The organism is Azospirillum agricola, assembly GCF_017876095.1.
Lineage (GTDB): Bacteria > Pseudomonadota > Alphaproteobacteria > Azospirillales > Azospirillaceae > Azospirillum > Azospirillum agricola.
Genome location: NZ_JAGINM010000010.1, coordinates 92976 through 110635, shown reverse-complemented (window position 1 = coordinate 110635; position 17660 = coordinate 92976). Strand labels below are relative to the sequence as shown.

Here is a 17660-nt window from a genome sequence, read left to right as displayed (position 1 = left end):
CCCGATGGGATGCGCTTGGCCATAGGATATACGGATGACAAGCGGGTAAGCGTGTTGTCCGCCAACGACCTCTCCTCGCTGCACAGCCCCATCATAATGGGAGGAGACAGCGAAACCCTGGCCTCCGTCCAGTGGTCGGCGGATGGTCGCTTCCTGTTCGCCGGTGGGAAGTGGGCGAAGGACGGCAAACGGTCCATCCGCCGTTGGAGCGACGGCGGCCGTGGAGCCATCACCGACCTTCCTGTTCCTGCGGTCAGCACAATCATGGATCTCAAACCCTGGGGCCGCGACGGAATTTCGTTCGGAGCCGCCGACCCGACCTTCGGAGCGTTGGACGCGCAAGGCAAACCAGCGCTGTCACGCCTTGCCGCCGTGTCCGATATGCGGGACAAGCTCGCCAGCTTCACGGTCGACCGCGACGGACGCCGTGTCCGCTTCGGGCTGAAGTATGGCGGCGAGGATCCGGTGCTGTTCGACCTCGCGGCCCGCACGCTGGAACCATCGAGCACCGTGCTCTCCGGCCTCACCCCACCACGCATCACCGGTCTACCCGTCACCGATTGGGAAGACAAAACTGTCCCCAAGCTCGGTGGGACGGCCCTGCCGCTCACGCCGGATGAAAAATCCCGCAGTCTCGCGATTTCCCCCACCGCCGACCGCTTCCTGCTCGGCACCGAATGGTCCTTCCGCCTGTTCGACAAGGCCGGCAGGCAACTGTGGGAGCAATCAGCCCCTGGCCCTGCCTGGGGCGTCAATGTTTCGGGGGACGGGCGGCTGGCGGTGGCGGCCTATGGCGACGGCACCATCCGCTGGCACCGCATGACCGACGGCAAGGAACTGCTGGCCCTGTTCGTCCACGCCACCGACCGGCGCTGGGTGGCGTGGACACCGTCCGGCTACTACATGGCGTCGGCCGGCGGCGAGGACCTCATCGGCTGGCACGTCAACAACGGCAAGGACGCCGCCGCCGACTTCTTCGGGGCCGGGCGCTTCCGCGACACCTTCAACCGCCCCGACGTGGTCGAGCGCATCCTGACCACCCTCGACGAGGGCCAGGCGCTCAAGCAGGCCGACCAGGCGGCCAACCGCCGACGCCAGGACGACGACATCCGCCGCAAGCTGCCCGCCGTGGTGGAGATCCTCTCCCCCGCCCCCGGCAGCGGCTTCTCCGGCCAGACGGTCGAGGTGCGCTACCGCGTGCGCTCGCCCTCCGGCCTGCCGGTGACGCGGGTGCGGGTGCTGATCGACGGGCAGGCGCCGGCCGAGGCCGCCCGCGCGCTGGGACGAATCCCCGGAGAGGGCAACGTCTACAGCTTCAACGCGCCGCTGCCGGCGCGCGACGTCACCCTCGGGCTGGTGGCCGAGACCGAGCATGGCGCCGGCGAGGTGGCCTCGCTGCCCCTGAAATGGACGGGCCGGGCGACCGTCGACCCGACCAAGCCCAAGCTCTACGCGCTGCTGGTCGGCGTGTCCAACTACGCGCGGGCCGAGGACCGGCTGAACTACGCCGCCAAGGACGCCGAGGATCTGCGCAGGGCGCTGGAGAAGCAGCAGGGCGGCCTCTACCGCGAAGTGGTGGTGAAGGTCCTGGCGGACGCGGTGAAGAACGACGTGCTGGACGGTCTGGAATGGCTGGAGCGGCAGGTGACGGCCCGCGATGTCGGGCTGCTGTTCCTGTCCGGGCATGGGCTCAACGACCAGCAGGGCGAATACTGGTTCATCCCCCAGGACGGCGACCGCGACCGGCTGCGCCGCACCTCCGTCAATCAGGCCGAGATCAAGGGCGCCCTGAAGCGGCTGGCCGGCAAGACGCTGCTGTTCCTCGACACCTGCCACGCCGGAACGGTGGCGGGATCGCTGCTGAAGGGCACCACCGACGTCTCCGGCTTCGTCAACGAGCTGGCCTCGGCGGAGAACGGCGTCGTCGTCTACGCCAGCTCGACCGGACGCGAGCTGTCGATCGAGAATTCGGCGTGGCGCAACGGCGCCTTCACCAAGGCGCTGGTCGAGGCGCTGGGCGACGGCAAGGCCGACGGCAACCGGGACGGCGTGGTGACGCTGGCCGAACTGGACGTCTATCTCAGCGAGAAGGTCAAGGATCTGACCGGCGGCCGCCAGCACCCGGTGATGGTGAAGGCCGGCGCCATCCGCGACTACCCCATCGGCACGGCCGGCCGCTGAAGCGGGGATGAGCCAATGAACCGATGGACCGTCATCCCGAACAACCAGGAAACCACCGAAGGAGTGCCGCCATGCTGTCGAAACCAGTCCTGCTCGCCCTGGCCGTCGGCGCGGCGCTGACCGCCGTCCCGGCCCTGGCCGAGGTGACCGACCTCACCGGCGGCGTGCCGAAGGCCGCCCGGATCATCGACGCCCTGGCCCCGCCCGAACCGGCGGTGCGGGCCAAGGGGATCGGTGCCCCCAAGGATCTCCAGGTGGAGGAGCGCCGCATCCGGCTCGACATCCCCTTCGCCAACAATTCGGCGGAGCTGACCGGCAGCGCCCGCCAGACGCTGGCGGAACTGGCGGCGGCGCTGACCAGCCCGCGGCTGGCCGGAGCCCGCATCGTCATCGAAGGCCACGCCAACCGCACCGGCACCGCCGACCACAACCGATGGCTGACGGGGGAGCGCGCGGCGGCGGTCTCGCGGATCCTCTACGGCGGCGGCGTCACGGCCGGCCGGCTGTCGGCGACCGGCTTCGGCTTCGACCGGCCGATCCCCGGCACCAAGCCGACCGACGGGCGCAACCGCCGCGTCGAGATCGTGGCGGTGCCGTGACGCGGAGCGTTTTGGATGGGTCCGGCACCACCGTCCTCGCCGCCCCGCCATCCCAATAGGTCCGCCACCCCGTCCCCGGCACCCCGTCCAAGGAACCGCCCGATGCCCGTCCTCACCCGCCGCGCCCTGCTGGCCGCGTCCGCCGCCGGCCTGACGCTGGCCGCCGCCCCCGCCCGTCCAGCCGTTTCCGCGACGGTGCCGTCCCCGGCCTTCCTCAAGGCCGTCAACGCCCTGGGCCTGAAGGTCCTGGCCGAACGGTTGGCCGCCGATCCCAAGGCCAGCCATGCTGTTTCGCCACTCAGCCTGGGCGGTGCACTGGCCCTGCTGGCGCAGGGAGCGGCGGGCGGGACGGAGGCCCGGCTGAGGGCGGCGCTGGGCGGGCGGAGCGCCGGGGAGGCGGCCGGGGATTGGCGCCACCTGCGCGACCTGACAAAGCCGAGGACGGCGGACACGCTCACCGTCGCGCTCGCCAACGGGCTGTGGCACGCGCCGGGGCTGGAGGTGGGCGGCGGCGCGGCCGAACGCCTGAAGGACGCCATGGCCGCCGCCGTCGCCGGCCTCGATTTCACCGACCCCAAGGCGGTGGAGACGGTCAACGCCTGGGCCAGGGACAACAGCGACGGCATGATTCCCGCCCTGCTCGATCGGCTGGAGGGCAACACCGAACTGGTGCTGGCCTCGGCGCTCGCCTTCAAGGCGAACTGGGCGACCGCCTTCGCCGCCGACCGGACACAGCCGCTGCCCTTCGCCGGAGCGGACGGCGTCACCGTCGCGATCCCCACCATGGCGCGGAGCGACGCCGCCTTCACCCACCGCAGGGCGGCGAACCACGAAGCGGTGCTGCTGCCCTACGCCGATCCGGCCTTCGCGCTGGCTCTGGCGCTTCCGGGGAAGGGAGTGGCGCCGGCCGCCCTGCTGGCGGACGGCGAATGGCTGGACACGGACCTGTTCATCCCGCGTCCGGGGGAGTTGCTGCTGCCGCGGGTCGAACTGTCCCCCCGCTACGACCTCACCGATCCCAAGGCCAGCCCCACCATGGCGACCCTGCTCTCCGGTCCGGTCGATCTGTCGGGGCTGGGAAAAGCGTGGCAGGACAACCCGCAGACGATGGGACAAGCGGTGCAGGCGGTGGCTCTGCGCTGGGACGAATCCGGCACCCAGGCGGCGGCGGCCACCGCCTTCGCCACCAGCCGCGGCCTGTCCGACGGCGAAGGAAGTCCTTTCACGCTGCATTTCGACCGGCCGTTCGCCTTCGCCTTGCTGCACCTCCCCACCGGCGCCATTCTGCTGGCCGGGGCGGTCAACAGGTTGCAGGCATAGCGGGGGAGCGGGGGCGATGATGCGCTGGACGACGGCACTCCTGGTTCTGGCGGTTCTGTGGACCGCACCGGCCCTGGCCGGCAAGAGGGTGGCGATGGTGATCGGCAACGCCGGCTACGGGGCGAACGACGACCTGTCTCCGTTGCCCAACGTCGCCAACGACGTCCCCGCCATGGTGCGGACATTGCGCGATCTGGGCTTCCTGGTCATCGCCGACACCGACGTCGACAAGCGCCGCTTCTCCGACCGCCTGCTGGAGTTGAAGGACGCCCTGACCCTCGGCGAACGGCCGGAGATGGTCTTCGTGTACTACAGCGGACACGGCATGGAGATCGGCGGGCGCAACTACCTGATTCCGCTGGGCGCCCGCATCGACCGCAAGGAACGGGCCCGCGACGAGGCCACCGATCTCCAGGAGGTGCTGGCCGACCTTGCGGAAGCGCGCGCGCCGGCCACCATCGTGGTGCTCGATTCCTGCCGCAACGACCCTTTCGGCAAGGGGCGCGGCCCCCGCTTCAAAGGGGCCGACGCCAACGCCGGCTTCGCCCGCATCGACGCGCCCGAGGGGATGCTGATCGCCTACGCCACCAAGCCGGGCACCACGGCGATGGCCGGCCTGCCGGGTGAAACCCTCAGCCCCTTCACCCAGGTGTTCCATCGGACGCTGGCGCAGCCCGGCCTCAGCTTCCAGCAGGTGCTCGCCCAGACGGCCGCCGAGGTCAAGCGCAAGACCGGAAACCGGCAATCCCCGTGGATCGAAGGCGAGCCGGGCCTGCAAAGCATCGTGCTCAACGGACGGGGCGCGCCGCCGCCCGCCGCTTCGGCCCCGGCCCCGACCACCACGCCGGTGGCCGTCGTCCGGGCCTTCTACGCGGCGCTTTCGGCAGCCGACGGAGCCGCGGCGGTTCGCCACGTCATCGCGGAAAAGCGCGAAACGGGGCCTTATGTCTCAGCGACCATCACCGCCTTCTACGGCCAGATGTCCCGGCCGTTGCGCGTGCTGGACATCGAGGCGGCGGATCCGGGGATGGTCCTGGTGCGCTATGACTGGACCCACCGCAACGGCCGGTCCTGCAACGGTCAATCCCTCGTGGATCTGGTCGAGCGGTCGGGTGCCGTCCTGATCGAGAGGATCAGGGTGCTGTCCGGCTGCTGACGGCGGGACGACGCCCGGTTTTCCCCAATCCCGGCAGCGGGAGCGGAACTCCCCCCTATCCCTCGCATTGTCTTGCACCCGGACACGACCACTTCCGGATGATGCCCTTCATGTCTTCCGCGTTTTTTCGTCGCGCGGCGGAAGTTCGATGCATTAAAATACGAACTCTTGATCATGATTTTCCACGGCCGCCCTCCGATCGGCGGCATCGGGTTGAGACGCGGGGGCGCATCGCGCCGATGACCGGCCTTCCGGCCATCGGCGCGCGCTGGCCGCGCGAATCTGGCCAGCGCGAGAAGGAAGCTCTCCGGTCGCGGCTGGCCAAACGGAGGATGACGGCGATGCGCGCAGCGGTCCTTGTTCTGATGGCGATCCTCCTGCTGGCCGGCCGGCCGGCGAGCGCCGAAAAGCGTGTGGCGCTCGTCATCGGGAACGCCGCCTACGAGGCCGAGGCCCGGCTCGGGAATCCGGTGAACGACGCCAGGGCGATGTCGGCGGCGCTGCGCAGGCTGGGCTTCGAGGTGACGGACGGCTACGACCTGACGATCGACCGCATGCTCGCCACCTTGCGCGACTTCAGCCGCACGGTGGGCGGCGCGGACGTGGCGCTGGTCTACTACGCCGGGCATGGGTTGCAGGTGAACGGCGAAAACTATCTTCTGCCCGTCGACGCCCGCCTGAACCGTGAACAGGAGTTGCGGCGCCAGGCGGTGGCCCTGGACGAGGTGCTGGCCGAACTGCGCGACGCCCGCCGGCTGAGGCTGGTGATCCTCGACGCCTGCCGCAACAACCCCTTCGCCAAGCGCCTCGCGCAGAGCATGGGACAGCGCAGCGTCATGGTCGGGCGCGGCCTTGCGCGGATCGACCGGGTGGACTCGGACACCCTCGTGGCCTTCGCCACCGGCGCCGACAGCATCGCCGACGACGGGATCGGGCAGGCCAACAGCCCCTTCACCCGCGCGCTGCTCGAACATCTCGAAGCGCCCGGCCTGGATATCCGGCTGGTCTTCGGCCGTGTGCGCGACAGCGTGAGGGTGGCGACCAAGAACGAGCAGACCCCCTTCGTCTACAACTCGCTCGGCGGCGACGCCTATTATCTGAAGCCGGGCGCCCCGCCGTCGGCGTCGGCACCCGCCGTCGACCGCGAGGCGCTGTTCTGGACGTCGGTCAAGGACAGCACCAACCCCGCCGACTTCGACGCCTACCTGAGCCAGTTTCCCAACGGAACCTTCGCGTCCCTCGCCCGCAGCCGCAGGGAGACGCTGGCGCGGGCCGCCGAGAAGCCGGCGGCCGTCGCCGCCACGGTGCCGCCCCAACTCGCCGCCCCGCCACCCCAGCCGCGCAGCCCCGTCACGGTCGCGGTGGCCGGTCCCATGACCGGACAGTACGCGATCTTCGGGGAGCAGATGAGGAAGGGGGCCGAGTTGGCCGTCGCCGACATCAACGCCCGTGGCGGCATCGGCGGGCGCAGCCTGAAACTGGAGGTCGGCGACGACGCCTGCGACCCGAAGCAGGCCGTGGCCGTCGCCAACCAGTTCGCCAGGGTTGGCGTGACATTCGTGGCCGGCCATTTCTGTTCGGGTTCGTCCATCCCGGCCTCGCGGGTCTACGCGGAGGAGGGAATCCTCCAGATCAGCCCCGCCTCCACCAACCCGAAGCTGACAGAACAGGGCCTGTCGAACGTCTTCCGGATGTGCGGCCGCGACGACCAGCAGGGGATCGTCGCCGGACGCTACATCGCCACGGCCTACCGGAACCGCTCCGTCGCCGTTCTGCACGACCGGTCCGCCTATGGGAAGAACCTGGCGGACACGGCGCGCGCGACGCTGACCAGCCGCGGCGTCTCCATCGCGCTGTACGACTCCATCACGGCCGGCGAGCGCAGCTATGCCGCCACCGTCGAGCAAATCCGCCGGTCCGGGGCGGGCGTGGTCTATTTCGGCGGCTACCACACCGAGGCCGGGCTGATCGCCCGCGAGATGCGCGCCGCCGGCCTGCGCGTGGTCCTGGTCGGCGCCGACGCCCTGGTCACCAACGACTATTGGGCGATCACCGGCACGAGCGGCGAGGACACGCTGATGACCTTCGGGCCGGATCCCCGCGAGAAGCCGGCGGCGCAAGCGGTCGTGAAGCGTTTCCGCGCCCAGGGCTACGAGCCCGAGGGGTACGTGCTCTACACCTACGCCGCCGTCCAGGTCTTCGCGACGGCGGCGACCGCCGCCGGCACGACCGACGCGCCGCGCGTCGGCGAAACGCTCCGACGCCAGCGCTTCTCCACCGTGCTCGGCGATCTCGGCTTCGACGCCAAGGGCGACCGCAGCGAGCTCGACTATGTCTTCTACAAATGGTCCGGCGGGGCATACTCGGTCTGCACGACCTGCACGTTCTGAGATCCGCGACGCGTCTCCGATCCGGGGGAGTTTGAGCATGCGAATTTTCGGAGCGTGGCTGATGGCGGCGCTGCTGCTGGTCTGCCTTCCGGCGCGGGCCGAGCCGCGCGTCGCGCTGGTGGTGGGGATCGGCCGCTATGAACAGCAGGACAGCCTGCGCAACCCGCCGAACGACGCCGCCGCGATGGCCCGCACGCTGGCCGGGCTGGGATTCGAACTGATCGGCGGCGGGCCGCAGATCGACCCCGACCGGGCGCGGCTGCTCGACCTGCTGCGCACCGTCGGCGACCGTGCGCGCGGCGCGCTGGCCCTCGTCTACATCGCCGGACACGGGGCGCAGCACCAGGGACGCAGCTATGTCCTGCCCCGCGACGACGGGCGCATCCGCTACCGCGAGGATCTGCCCGACTGGGCGGTGTCGGTGGATGGCGTCCTGGACCGTCTGGACGGCGCGGCGACGGCGCTCCTGCTGTTCGACACCTGCCGCAACGTGGCGCTTCCGGCGCGCAACGGCGACCGGACAGCGGTCCGCGGTCTGGCCCGGCTGGAACGGACGCCGCCGCAGTCGATGGTGGTCTTCGCCACCCAGGCCGGCGCCGTGGCGGCGGACGGCGACGGAACGAACAGCCCCTTCGCCCAGGGGCTCGTCGAGCTTCTGGCCACGCCGGGGGTGGAGGTCGGCCTCCTGATGCGCCGGGTGCGCGACCGGGTGAGCAGCAGGACCGATGGCCGGCAGAAGCCGGAGATCGTCGTCAATCTGGGCGGCGACGAAATCTATCTGGCCCACCGGCCGCCCCCGCGCGCGTCCGTCCCGCCGCAGGCCCGCGACGACCAATGGAGCGGCCTGGAGTCAGGGAAGGCCTATCTTCTGCCCGTATTGCAGAACGATTCGGCCATGGCAGAGGGAGAGTTGCACGTGGCGTCCGTGGACACCCCCTCATCGGGCCAGGCTGCCGTTTCCGATGACGGCCGGCAGATTCTCTTCACCGCGCCGGCCAATGCGGACGGTTACGCCCTTTTCTCCTACCGCGTGCGCGAGGACGGTGGCGGCGAAGCCCGTGCCCGCGTGACGCTGTCTTACACACAGCCGCCATCCCACCGCGTATCCTCGATTCTTCCGGGAAGCGGAGAGGATTTGGCCGTCAACGTTGGCGACCGGGTTTTCTTTGCCACCGGCCGTTCGGATATTTCACCTGAGGCCGTAAAGACGCTGAACCGCCAAGCGGCGTGGCTGATGAGGTATTCGACCGTCACCGTCGTGATCGAGGGGCACGATGACGAGCGCTCATCCCGGTCACAGGGCATGGAAGTATCGAGACGGCGGGCAGGCGCGGTAAAAGAGTACCTAGTGTCTCAGGGAGTGGCATCCAACCGTATCAGCGTCATCGGTTATGGCAAGGAACGGCCGGCGGTGATAGGTGGCGACGATATAGCTTCATCGCAAAACCGCCGAGCCGTCATGGTTGTCAATTGACATTCCCGGCCCGTCCCGCATTCATGTCATATCTGTGGGATGGCTAGGCCGGTACGCAAACAGCAATTTGCCCGGATCCGGAAGCGGGCATGCCGTGATCCGCGGGCCCCGCTCCCCTCCAGGCTCCAACCTACGGCTTGGCCACCACCCCGGCCAGCAGGAGCGCGCCGGTCTCCCTGTGGATCAGCGCCAGGGCGAAGGGTCGGTCGAAGATCAGCTCGAAGGGCGTCTCCTGAGGGGTCACGCTCATGCTCTTCTCGATGCCGATGACGGTGGCGGCGGCGGCGGTCGTGCCGCTCTCGTCGACCTTCAGCACCACGCGTTGGAGAGCCTGCCCGACCTTGTGCGGCTTGGCCCACGCGGCCCCCAGCGCGCCGAGGTCGAGACCGCCGGACAGCAGCTTGGCCACGGCGGGGTTCGCCTTGGTGTCGCGCAGGTCGCTGCCGGCCGCCAGATCGAGCCGCGGCAGCAGGACGCGGCCCTTGCGCCGGGCGTAGCGCTCCGGCTTCAGCCAGTCGCCGTTCCTCAGCAGGCCCGGCAGCTTCTCCGGCGTCTTCGGGAGCACCGCGATCATCGCGTAGGCCGGATCGGCGTAGGGCAGCAGCACCCCTCGGCTGTCCTTGGTCTCGGCGTAGCGGAACGCGTCATCGACCCTGGCCATCATCGGGACCTCGGGCTTGGTGCCGTCGGCCGCCTTGAACGGCCGCGGCATGGTCGCCGACGGGTCGAAGGACGTCTCCCAGCGCCCCTTGAACGCCAGCGCGCTCGCCAGCACCAGCTCGGTGTCGGGGCCCAGGCGCTCGACCACCGACGGTATCGCCCCGGCGGTCTTGTCCGCCACCCAGGCGTTGACGGCGGCGGCGGGATCCCCCTTGGCCGGATCGATCGCCGCGATCTCGCCGGACAGCGCGTCGCGAATCCGCCCGGCAACGGCCTCGTCCACCGTCAGCGCGGCCGCGTGCCACAGGCCGTTGGCGAGTTGCAGAGTCACCGTGTCGGAGGCCGGCTTCCGCAGAACGTCCGCCATCTCCTTCCAGGATTTCGCGACTCCCTCGGCGCCGTCCGGCGGGTTGCCCAGCGCCGGGAGAATGGTCTGCGCCGTCTTGCCGGAAGCCCCCTGCGCCAGAAGCCCCAACGCTCCGCCGAGGCTGAGCGGCGACACGATGTGGGTCCTCCTCGGATCGGCAGCCACCTGCTGCGCCAGCATGGCAACGCCCAGATTCTTGATGGCGTCCGTCAGCGCGACGGACTTCGGCACCGGCTTCGCCACGGCCTTGGCCGCGGCCTTCGCCTCGGTCTTTGCCTCGGTCTTTGCCGGGGTCTGCTTGTCGGTGCCGCCCGGTGGATGCTCGTGCCGCTGTCCTTGCGCGCAGGCCGCGACGGGGACGATCGCGGCGGCCAGTCCGGCGGCGGTGAGGATCGACAACAGACGGTTGGAGAGGCGGGTCATGGAATGCTGTCTCCTTGATGGGAGCTGTCCGGGGAATGCCGCGGCCATGCGGGTCGGAAGAGGGCGGGAGCCTGTCCCGGCTATTTCCGCAGGATCTCGTACTCGTAACGCCCCATGGCCCAGCGGACCCCACGGGTGGTCAGATCCGCGGTCCAGGGCCGGACCAGCCGCTGGCCGAGCGCGTTGAGGAAGCGGAGCGGGTCGGCCACGGACGCGAAACCGCCGTCGTTCCGGGCGCCCGCCGCCGCGGCCCGGAGCAGTTGGTTGAGCTGTTCGAAACGGATGTCGTCCTGGATCACCAGAGCCAGGACGGTTCCCTTGCCCGGCGGCTCGTCGGCGGGCAGGGAGAACCCGTCATACGGGTCGGGAATCCGGATGGTCTGGCCGGCGCGGACCCGGGCCTTGACGCCGCGGGCTTCGCTGTGGGCGTTGGGAAACAGAAGATTGACCTCCTCGTCCGGAGCGATGTCGAGCACGACCAGCGTGCCGTCGATCGGCGCCTTGACGGTCACCGAGACGTCGCGGCCGACCGGGATGCGGCCCGGCGAGACCGTCACCTCCACCGCCTTCTCCGGCCCCGGCCCGATCGCGTCGGCGGCGGCCTGCGCCAGCGTCGGCGCCTGGGCCAGGGTGATCAGATCCTTGGAGAGCGCGTCCGGCGGCGCCTCGACGAAGGGGGTCATGCCGGTCTTGCAGGCGTTCTCCTTGCAGTAGGCCTCGGCCTCCCTGCGGACGAACTCATCGATCTCGGCGACGCTGACGATGCCGTTGCGGTTGGCGTCGGCCGCCCCGGCCGCGCCGCGCAGGAAGGCCTCGGTGAAGACGCCGCGCCGCGGGGCCAGACGCGTGTTGACCTGGGCCACCTGATCCGGACCGGCGGCATAGAAGGCGATGACGTTGCCTTCGCTTTCGGTCAGGTCGGGCACGATGCGCTGCTGGCCACGGTCGTCCGAAAGGGAGACGGACTTCACGGCGTCGTCGATCTCGAAGATCGGAACCTTCGCCTGCCCGTCGTCCAATCCGCCCCCGCCCCGCGTCATCGTTCCCGAAAAGCAGGAATCGAAGAGCATCACCACCTGACGATCCTTCAGGCGCTTCAGGCGCTCGTCGATCTCGTCGTCCAGCACGAAGCCCTCGTACCCGCCACCCTGGCGGAGCCGGCCGTCGAAGGCGACGATCACCTCGTCCTGGTTGTCGGCCGGATTGCGCAGCGCCTCGTCGCCGTTCAGATCCGGCACCCGATAGCCGTGACCGCTGAAGAAGAACAGGACGGTGTCCCCCGGCTTGGTGCCGCTGACCAGCCAGGTGTCGAGCGCGCTCAGGATCGCCGACCGGGTGGCCTCGCCGTCGATCAGAAGCTTGACGTCGTTCGGCTTGAACCCCCAGCGCTCGATGGCGAAGTCGCGCATGGAGCGGGCGTCGTTGGCGGAGCCGTCGAGGCGGCTGACATGCGGGTAGCGGTCGATGCCGATGACCAGGGCCTTGCCCTCGCGGGACTGTGCGGGCGCCGCCGCCAGCAGGCAGGCGATGCCCGCGGCCAGCGCGGCGGACGGAAGAAAGCGCATAGCCGGTTTTCCTTTCACTGGGGCTTCGCCACGACGATCTGGACGCCGATCCGGGCTTTCGGGTCGTTGGCGAGAACGCCGAGCACCGCGTCGACCGCGGCGCCCGCAAGCCGCCGGTCGTCGAGGGCCTTCAGCCGCTCGTGCAGGGCCTTGGGCAGGGCGGTCGAGGACAGGGCGATGATGTGGTCGGCGCCGAACGGCGGGATCGCCTTGGAGAAATCCAGGTTGCGATACTCGCCGGCCACCGCCTTCTCCTCGCCGGGATAGCGCGGGTAGAGGAAATTCACGGTGCCGTCGCCCGCAAGGTTCAGGATCGTGAGGGACCCCCCGTTCACGCCCTCCACCGCCAGACCGACGGTCTCGCCGGCCTTGCGGGCGCGGTCGTCCGGCAGAGCCCGCATGACCAGGGAGGTCTTGTGCGCCTTCAGGCGGACGAGCGCCTGCCATTTCTCGGCCAGCCCGTCGAGACGGTCCGGGCCGATCCCAGTCGCCACCACGTCGCCGCCCGCGCTCACCGCCTCGCGCTTGCCGGCGTCCCAGACCAGATCGGCCGGCTGGTCCGGCTGCCCGACCAGCGTCACGCCCCGCAGCCGCCCGGCCAGTTCGGCCGCCGCGTCGGCCGCCATGCCGATGACGCGCAGCCGGACCGTGGCGGGCTGGTCCGGCTGTTCGGCCCCCCGGCTCGTCTGGAACAGACGCGTGCCGCGAAACCCGTCGGGCGCGAAGTTCGGATTCTGGCGGCCGTCCGCCAGCGCCCGGGTTCGCGGCAGCAGATACTCCTGCAACTCGCCGTGGGTGATCCAGCCGTCGCGGTCGCGGTCGGCGCCTCCCCGCAACGCCTCGGCGAAGGCGATGCTGAACGCGCCCCGATAGCCCAGGGCAGGCGTCACGATTTCCGGCACACGCTCGCTGTCCTGCCCGGCGGCGTAATGGAACACCCCGTCCGGCGGCGGTCCGGGCGCATGGGTGCGGATCGGTCCGAGCGCGTCGCCGCCCACGATGTCGAAGATCTGCGAGCGCAGGCTTTCCTCTCCGGCACGGGGGTCGATCGAGCGGTACATCGTGCCCGAGTGGCAGGAATCGAAGACGAACACCAGGCGGACACCCTTTTTGCTCGCCACCAGTTCGCGTTCGTAGATTTCATCGTCGATGATCCGTTCCCCGTTCCCCGGCTTCAGCGCGGTGAAGCCGCCGAGGAGGATGGTCTGGTCCAGCGCCTCGATGGACGGATCCCGCCCTTTCTCCACCCCGCCATGGCCGGCATAGGTGAAGACGATCGTGTCGCCGGACTTCGCCTCCGCCACCATGCGGTCGAGCGTGCCGAGAATGGCTTTGCGCGTGGCTTGGCCGTCGAGAAGCTTGGTGGTCGGCACACCCAGCCTGCCCAGGGCGTCGGCGATGTCGTTGGCGTCGGCCTTCGCCCCCTTCAGAGGCTTCAACTCGGTGTAGGCGTTGATTCCGACCACCAGGGCCCGCGTCTCAGGGGCCCGCGTCGCCGGGGCCGCCAGGGCATGGCCGGCGACCAGACAGGAACCGACGAGGCAGGAACCGGCCAGGATGGCGGCGGACAGCTTACGAACGGCGGCAGGCATTGGCGGTCTCCGGCTTTTCGTCCCCAGGAAGGTAGAATTCGACGCGGCGCAGCATCTGGTGGATTTCATCCTCGCTGTGGTTCTCCCTGCCGATGATCGGCAGGGGCTGCCGCTTCCCCATGGCGATCATCTCGATCGATCCCCTGTAGCCCTGCCTCCTGAGGAAATCCGCCAGGGCCTGCATCCGGCGCCAGGAAAGATCGCAATTGTAGTCATCCGCCCCCTTCGGATCGGTGTGCCCGACGAGAAGGATGGCGGGGTCCTGCTTGTCCCGCAGGATGTCGCGCAGAAAGGCGGCGTCGCGCCGCCCGACATCGGTGAACTCGGCCTTCTCGTAGTCGAAGCGCACCGGCACCGGCGCGCGCCTCACCTTGATGCCGCCGCGCAGTTCCTTCACGTCGAGGATGCCCGAATCCCCGCGGCTGCTCCTGACGGCCAGAAGCCGGGCCTGCTGGGCGTAGCCGCGCAGATTCTCCAGCGTGCCGGGGGGCGGTTTCTCGGGGGAGATCTGCGGGTCGTTGAGATAGGCCAGCGCCCGTTCGAAGCGTCCCTGCGCCTCCGCGTACTCGCGCGCCTCGTAGTCGAGCAGGCCGAGACGGGCATGCGCCAGCCACAGCGTGGGCGACAATTGCAGGGCCGAATTGAGCAGACGCCGGCGCTCGGGCACCGGAAGCGGCTCGGCGACCTTGGAGAGGGCGATGGCGCTGCGCCGCCCCTGCTCCAGGCGCTCGGCGCCTGGGCAGGCCGCTTCGTTCAGCAGCGCGTTCGCCGTCTCGATGATTCGTGCGGCGTCACGCGTCTGGATGGCCGCGTCCAGCGACGCCGTGGCCGACGCGCAGTCGGCATGGGCGGTGCCGGCCAGCATCGCCACCAGCGGCAGCGCCTTGAGAAGGGAAACTGGTTGCATCAAAGGCGGCTCCTGTCGTTCCGGGCTTGGGCGGGCATGATCGTTATCGGGATGATCGCCTCCCGGTTCAGGGAGTCACGGCGATGGTGTAGTTGGGGGTGTTGGGGGATTTCAGGGTGTTGGGAGTCTGCCGGCCGCCAGTCAGCTCCTTGACCCGATCGGCGACGTAGGCCGACAGCTCGTCCACCGACACGGTGCCGTCGCGGCGCACCAGGCTCGCCTTGCCCGACAGCCCCTCGACCAGGGCCTTGGTGAAGGCGCCGTTGTTCCAGCGCGGATCCTCCAGCGAATACTGGCGGCCGAGCGACGACATGAAGACGACGCTGCCGTTCTCGTGCGAGGCCAGTTCGTTGGCGAGCCGGTCGACGTCCACCGGGGCGCCCTTGCGGCCGCCCAGGGCGTTGCCGGAATGGCAGGTGTCGAGGAAGGCCAGCGCCTTGCCGCCGATGTCGCGCAGCGTCTTCTGGATCTCGCTGTTGGGCACGCCGCGGCGGCGCGGGTTGGCGGCGTCGGCGTCGCTCGGCAGGAAATAATAGTCGCCGTTGTTGTCGTCCATCCCGTGCCCCGACAGGAACAGCACGGCCATGTCGCGGGCGGTGGTCTGCCTTTGCAGCCAGTCGAGGCCGTCGATCACCGCGTCGCGCGTGGCGTCGCGGTCGATCAGCGGCTTGACGATCACCTCGCCATAGAGCCGCCCGGACTGCGTTTTCAGCGCGGCGGCGAAGTCGCGGGCGTCCTTCCCGGCGAACTCCAGCTTGAGCGCCGGATCCGCGTACTGCCCGACCCCGACCGCGAGGACATAGAGCTTGGGTTTCAGCAGGTCGGCCCCGGCCAATGGCCCCGCGTTCCGGCGACGGACCAGAACGGTGGCGGCCTCCCCGACGCCGTCGCGCGTCTCGGCGCTGACCGAGATGGCGTGCGTGCAGCCCGCCCGGTCCGCTCGCGGCGTTCCGCCGGAATCGGGGCAGGCGGCGGGGAGAACGACCTCCAGCGTCCCTTCGCCGGCGGCCGGATCGATGCGCGCCTGCCCACGCGGAACTTCCGCCGGCCGGTTGTCCACCCGCGCGCGCACGGCGGTGATCGGCGCGCCCGAGGGCGAGCGCACCGTGTAGCGCACCGTCACCGTCGCTCCCGTCACCTCGGCGCCGTCGGCCGGCGAGAGGATCGCGGTGACCGGCGGCAGGGCGCGGCGGACGTCGGATTCGGTCCGGGTGCGGCGCCCGGCCTCGGCGTCGGCCTCGCGCAGGGCGGCAGCCTCGTCGAGCGTCGTCAGGATGCGCTGGACGACGTCGGGACGGTTGAAACGGTCACGGAAGCGTCCGGCCCCGAAGAAGTCGGCGGCGGCGTCCTTGCCGTTGTTGACGTGCCAGCCGATGAGGTCCTCGCCGCCGGCCGACGCCATGTAGTAGCCGGATGGTGTCCACGCCACCCAGCGCCGGTCGGACGCGTGGACGAACAGGGCCAGCAGTTCTTTGCCGTCCGTCATGCGATGCCAGCGGATGGTGCCACCGCCATACGCCACCACCCCCATTCGCCCGTCGCCCGAGATGTTGACACCCAAAGCAGAGCCAGGGCTTGGTCGCCCCCACAGCTGAGCACCTGTTCTATCGAACAGACGGAGGGACCATTCGGCCCCAAGCAGGAAGCGGTCGGCGGCGGAGGAAATGGCAAGGCTGCGCGACCATTCGTACTGTTTAAGCGGCAGCACCGTCCCGCCAAGCTTGGGTGCGGCGTCATCCTTCCAGTCGGTCACGGGCAGGCCGGTGACGCGCGGCGGGACGAGGCCGGAGGGCACGGCAATCGACGGTTCTAGGGTCCGGGCTGCGAGGTCGAACAGGACCGGATCGCCGTCACCGTATCTCAACCCGAAGCGGACGCGGCGCCCATCACGGCTGACCAACAAACTGGAGAGCTTGTCTCGCATGTTAGCCACGGCAGAAAGGCGTGACAGTACCGTCCTGCCTCGTGCATCCAGTGCTCCGAAGGCCGGATCACCCGCTCCGAACAGGACTCCGTCGAGGCCCCAAGGCTGGAGATCCATGATTGTGCTGTCGGTGGGAGCAGCAAGGTCGGTAGCGGCTCCACGCCCACCGTCGCTCCAACGGCGGATGAACACCTTACCGTTCTTGTCCCACATTCCGCCAGCAAACAGGAAACGCCCGTCCGCCGACCATTGGACAGAGGAAAGGTTGCCGTCGCTCCCTCCCGTCGTGTCTGGGCTGTAGAGCAAAGAGAGGTCAATGGCGGACAGCACGCTCACCCGCTTAAGATCGTTATATCCCACAGCCAAGCGCCCACTATCGGGGGAAAAGACAATGCTGAAGGGCTGCTCAGCAGCTGGAGCCCTCACCTTACGCAGCAGCCTCCCATCTTGACTGTAGAGCCGGACATACCCATCAAGGGAAGTCGTGGCCAAGCGACCGTCAGTGGCGAAGGTGAGGCCGTAGGCGTCCCCTCCATAGTCGCGGTCGATAATTACCTCGCGTCCACTGGCGATATCCCACACCAAGATACCGTTTGATCCTCCTATACTCACCGCCAGTCGCCGTCCATCCAAGGAAAAGGTGATGTGCTTTATTACGTTCGAAAGCCCGCCTAGCCGCCGGATCAACGTGCCATTGTTGGCATTGAACAAATAGACGCTGCTTTCATTATTCCCGTCGTATCCCCCCACCGCCACCGTACGGCCGTCGGGCGACAGCGCTCCGGAATAAAGGTTGTTTTCAGCATCGGAAGTGATGGGCGGGCGGAAAATGCGGATTAAACGCCCTTCGGGAAGCGACCAAAGCCGAGCCGTCTTGTCCTCCGAAACGGTCAATAGCCGGGTTGCTGCGGCATCCACACCGATGCGCCAGATAATTGCCGTGTGCTCGCCGGTCTCGACGCGCAGGATGGGGTCGCTCGGCGGATCGGCGGCCATGGCCTGACCGGACAGGAGCAGGGCGGCGAGCAGTGCCAGCAGGCGCGGCAGAAGGGCGGGCATCGGACACTCCTCGATCGACGGCCGCAGGGGGCGCCGGCATCAC

At 69.3% G+C, this 17660-nt stretch carries 11 protein-coding genes; 6 read left to right on the top strand and 5 right to left on the bottom strand.

The window, feature by feature from the left end; translation table 11 throughout:
- The first annotated feature begins 381 nt into the window (after window positions 1-381).
- The 6 genes from J2847_RS16620 to J2847_RS16595 all read left to right on the top strand — a co-directional run bounded on the left by J2847_RS16620 (window position 382) and on the right by J2847_RS16595 (window position 9120).
- Entirely contained in the window at window positions 382-2181 is a 1800-nt protein-coding gene (locus tag J2847_RS16620) for a caspase family protein (RefSeq protein ID WP_209780030.1), read from the top strand.
- 71 nt (window positions 2182-2252) lie between these two features.
- Window positions 2253-2780 carry an OmpA family protein gene (locus J2847_RS16615; RefSeq protein WP_209780029.1) on the top strand — a complete coding sequence of 176 codons (528 nt, stop codon included), beginning with the start codon at window positions 2253-2255 and terminating at the stop codon, window positions 2778-2780.
- A 102-nt stretch (window positions 2781-2882) separates the two neighbouring features.
- Window positions 2883-4100 (top strand): serpin family protein, encoded by a 1218-nt coding sequence (locus J2847_RS16610; protein WP_209780028.1) that lies wholly within the window; start codon window positions 2883-2885, stop codon window positions 4098-4100.
- 16 nt (window positions 4101-4116) lie between these two features.
- Window positions 4117-5256: a caspase family protein gene (locus J2847_RS16605; RefSeq protein WP_209780027.1), complete on the top strand. Its 1140-nt coding sequence runs from the start codon at window positions 4117-4119 to the stop codon at window positions 5254-5256.
- A 341-nt stretch (window positions 5257-5597) separates the two neighbouring features.
- Window positions 5598-7646, top strand: a complete 2049-nt coding sequence (locus tag J2847_RS16600) for an ABC transporter substrate-binding protein (protein ID WP_209780026.1) — start codon at window positions 5598-5600, stop codon at window positions 7644-7646.
- A gap of 61 nt (window positions 7647-7707) precedes the next feature.
- Entirely contained in the window at window positions 7708-9120 is a 1413-nt protein-coding gene (locus J2847_RS16595; protein WP_209780025.1) for a caspase family protein, read from the top strand.
- A 130-nt stretch (window positions 9121-9250) separates the two neighbouring features.
- On the opposite strand, the gene J2847_RS16590 is transcribed toward J2847_RS16595, so the two are convergent.
- From J2847_RS16590 to J2847_RS16570, 5 genes are all read right to left on the bottom strand, one after another.
- Window positions 9251-10570, bottom strand: coding sequence for a serpin family protein (locus J2847_RS16590; RefSeq protein ID WP_209780024.1), 1320 nt, complete (start codon window positions 10568-10570; stop codon window positions 9251-9253).
- Window positions 10571-10650: 80 nt separating this feature from the next.
- Window positions 10651-12135 (bottom strand): caspase family protein, encoded by a 1485-nt coding sequence (locus tag J2847_RS16585; RefSeq protein WP_209780023.1) that lies wholly within the window; start codon window positions 12133-12135, stop codon window positions 10651-10653.
- Between the two features lie 14 nt (window positions 12136-12149).
- Window positions 12150-13727, bottom strand: coding sequence for a caspase family protein (locus J2847_RS16580; RefSeq protein ID WP_209780022.1), 1578 nt, complete (start codon window positions 13725-13727; stop codon window positions 12150-12152).
- Window positions 13708-14634, bottom strand: coding sequence for an OmpA family protein (locus J2847_RS16575; protein ID WP_209780021.1), 927 nt, complete (start codon window positions 14632-14634; stop codon window positions 13708-13710). The genes J2847_RS16580 and J2847_RS16575 overlap by 20 nt, the downstream gene beginning before the upstream one ends.
- A 67-nt stretch (window positions 14635-14701) precedes the next feature.
- Window positions 14702-17617 carry a caspase family protein gene (locus J2847_RS16570; protein WP_209780020.1) on the bottom strand — a complete coding sequence of 972 codons (2916 nt, stop codon included), beginning with the start codon at window positions 17615-17617 and terminating at the stop codon, window positions 14702-14704.
- Window positions 17618-17660 lie beyond the last annotated feature (43 nt).

Coding starts and splice junctions, on each gene's coding strand:
- J2847_RS16575 (WP_209780021.1), bottom strand. CDS start 14,634: ATGCAACCAGTTTCCCTTCTCAAGGCGCTGCCGCTGGTGGCGATGCTG.
- J2847_RS16600 (WP_209780026.1), top strand. CDS start 5,598: ATGCGCGCAGCGGTCCTTGTTCTGATGGCGATCCTCCTGCTGGCCGGC.
- J2847_RS16605 (WP_209780027.1), top strand. CDS start 4,117: ATGATGCGCTGGACGACGGCACTCCTGGTTCTGGCGGTTCTGTGGACC.
- J2847_RS16585 (WP_209780023.1), bottom strand. CDS start 12,135: ATGCGCTTTCTTCCGTCCGCCGCGCTGGCCGCGGGCATCGCCTGCCTG.
- J2847_RS16610 (WP_209780028.1), top strand. CDS start 2,883: ATGCCCGTCCTCACCCGCCGCGCCCTGCTGGCCGCGTCCGCCGCCGGC.
- J2847_RS16580 (WP_209780022.1), bottom strand. CDS start 13,727: ATGCCTGCCGCCGTTCGTAAGCTGTCCGCCGCCATCCTGGCCGGTTCC.
- J2847_RS16615 (WP_209780029.1), top strand. CDS start 2,253: ATGCTGTCGAAACCAGTCCTGCTCGCCCTGGCCGTCGGCGCGGCGCTG.
- J2847_RS16570 (WP_209780020.1), bottom strand. CDS start 17,617: ATGCCCGCCCTTCTGCCGCGCCTGCTGGCACTGCTCGCCGCCCTGCTC.
- J2847_RS16620 (WP_209780030.1), top strand. CDS start 382: ATGCGGGACAAGCTCGCCAGCTTCACGGTCGACCGCGACGGACGCCGT.
- J2847_RS16590 (WP_209780024.1), bottom strand. CDS start 10,570: ATGACCCGCCTCTCCAACCGTCTGTTGTCGATCCTCACCGCCGCCGGA.
- J2847_RS16595 (WP_209780025.1), top strand. CDS start 7,708: ATGGCGGCGCTGCTGCTGGTCTGCCTTCCGGCGCGGGCCGAGCCGCGC.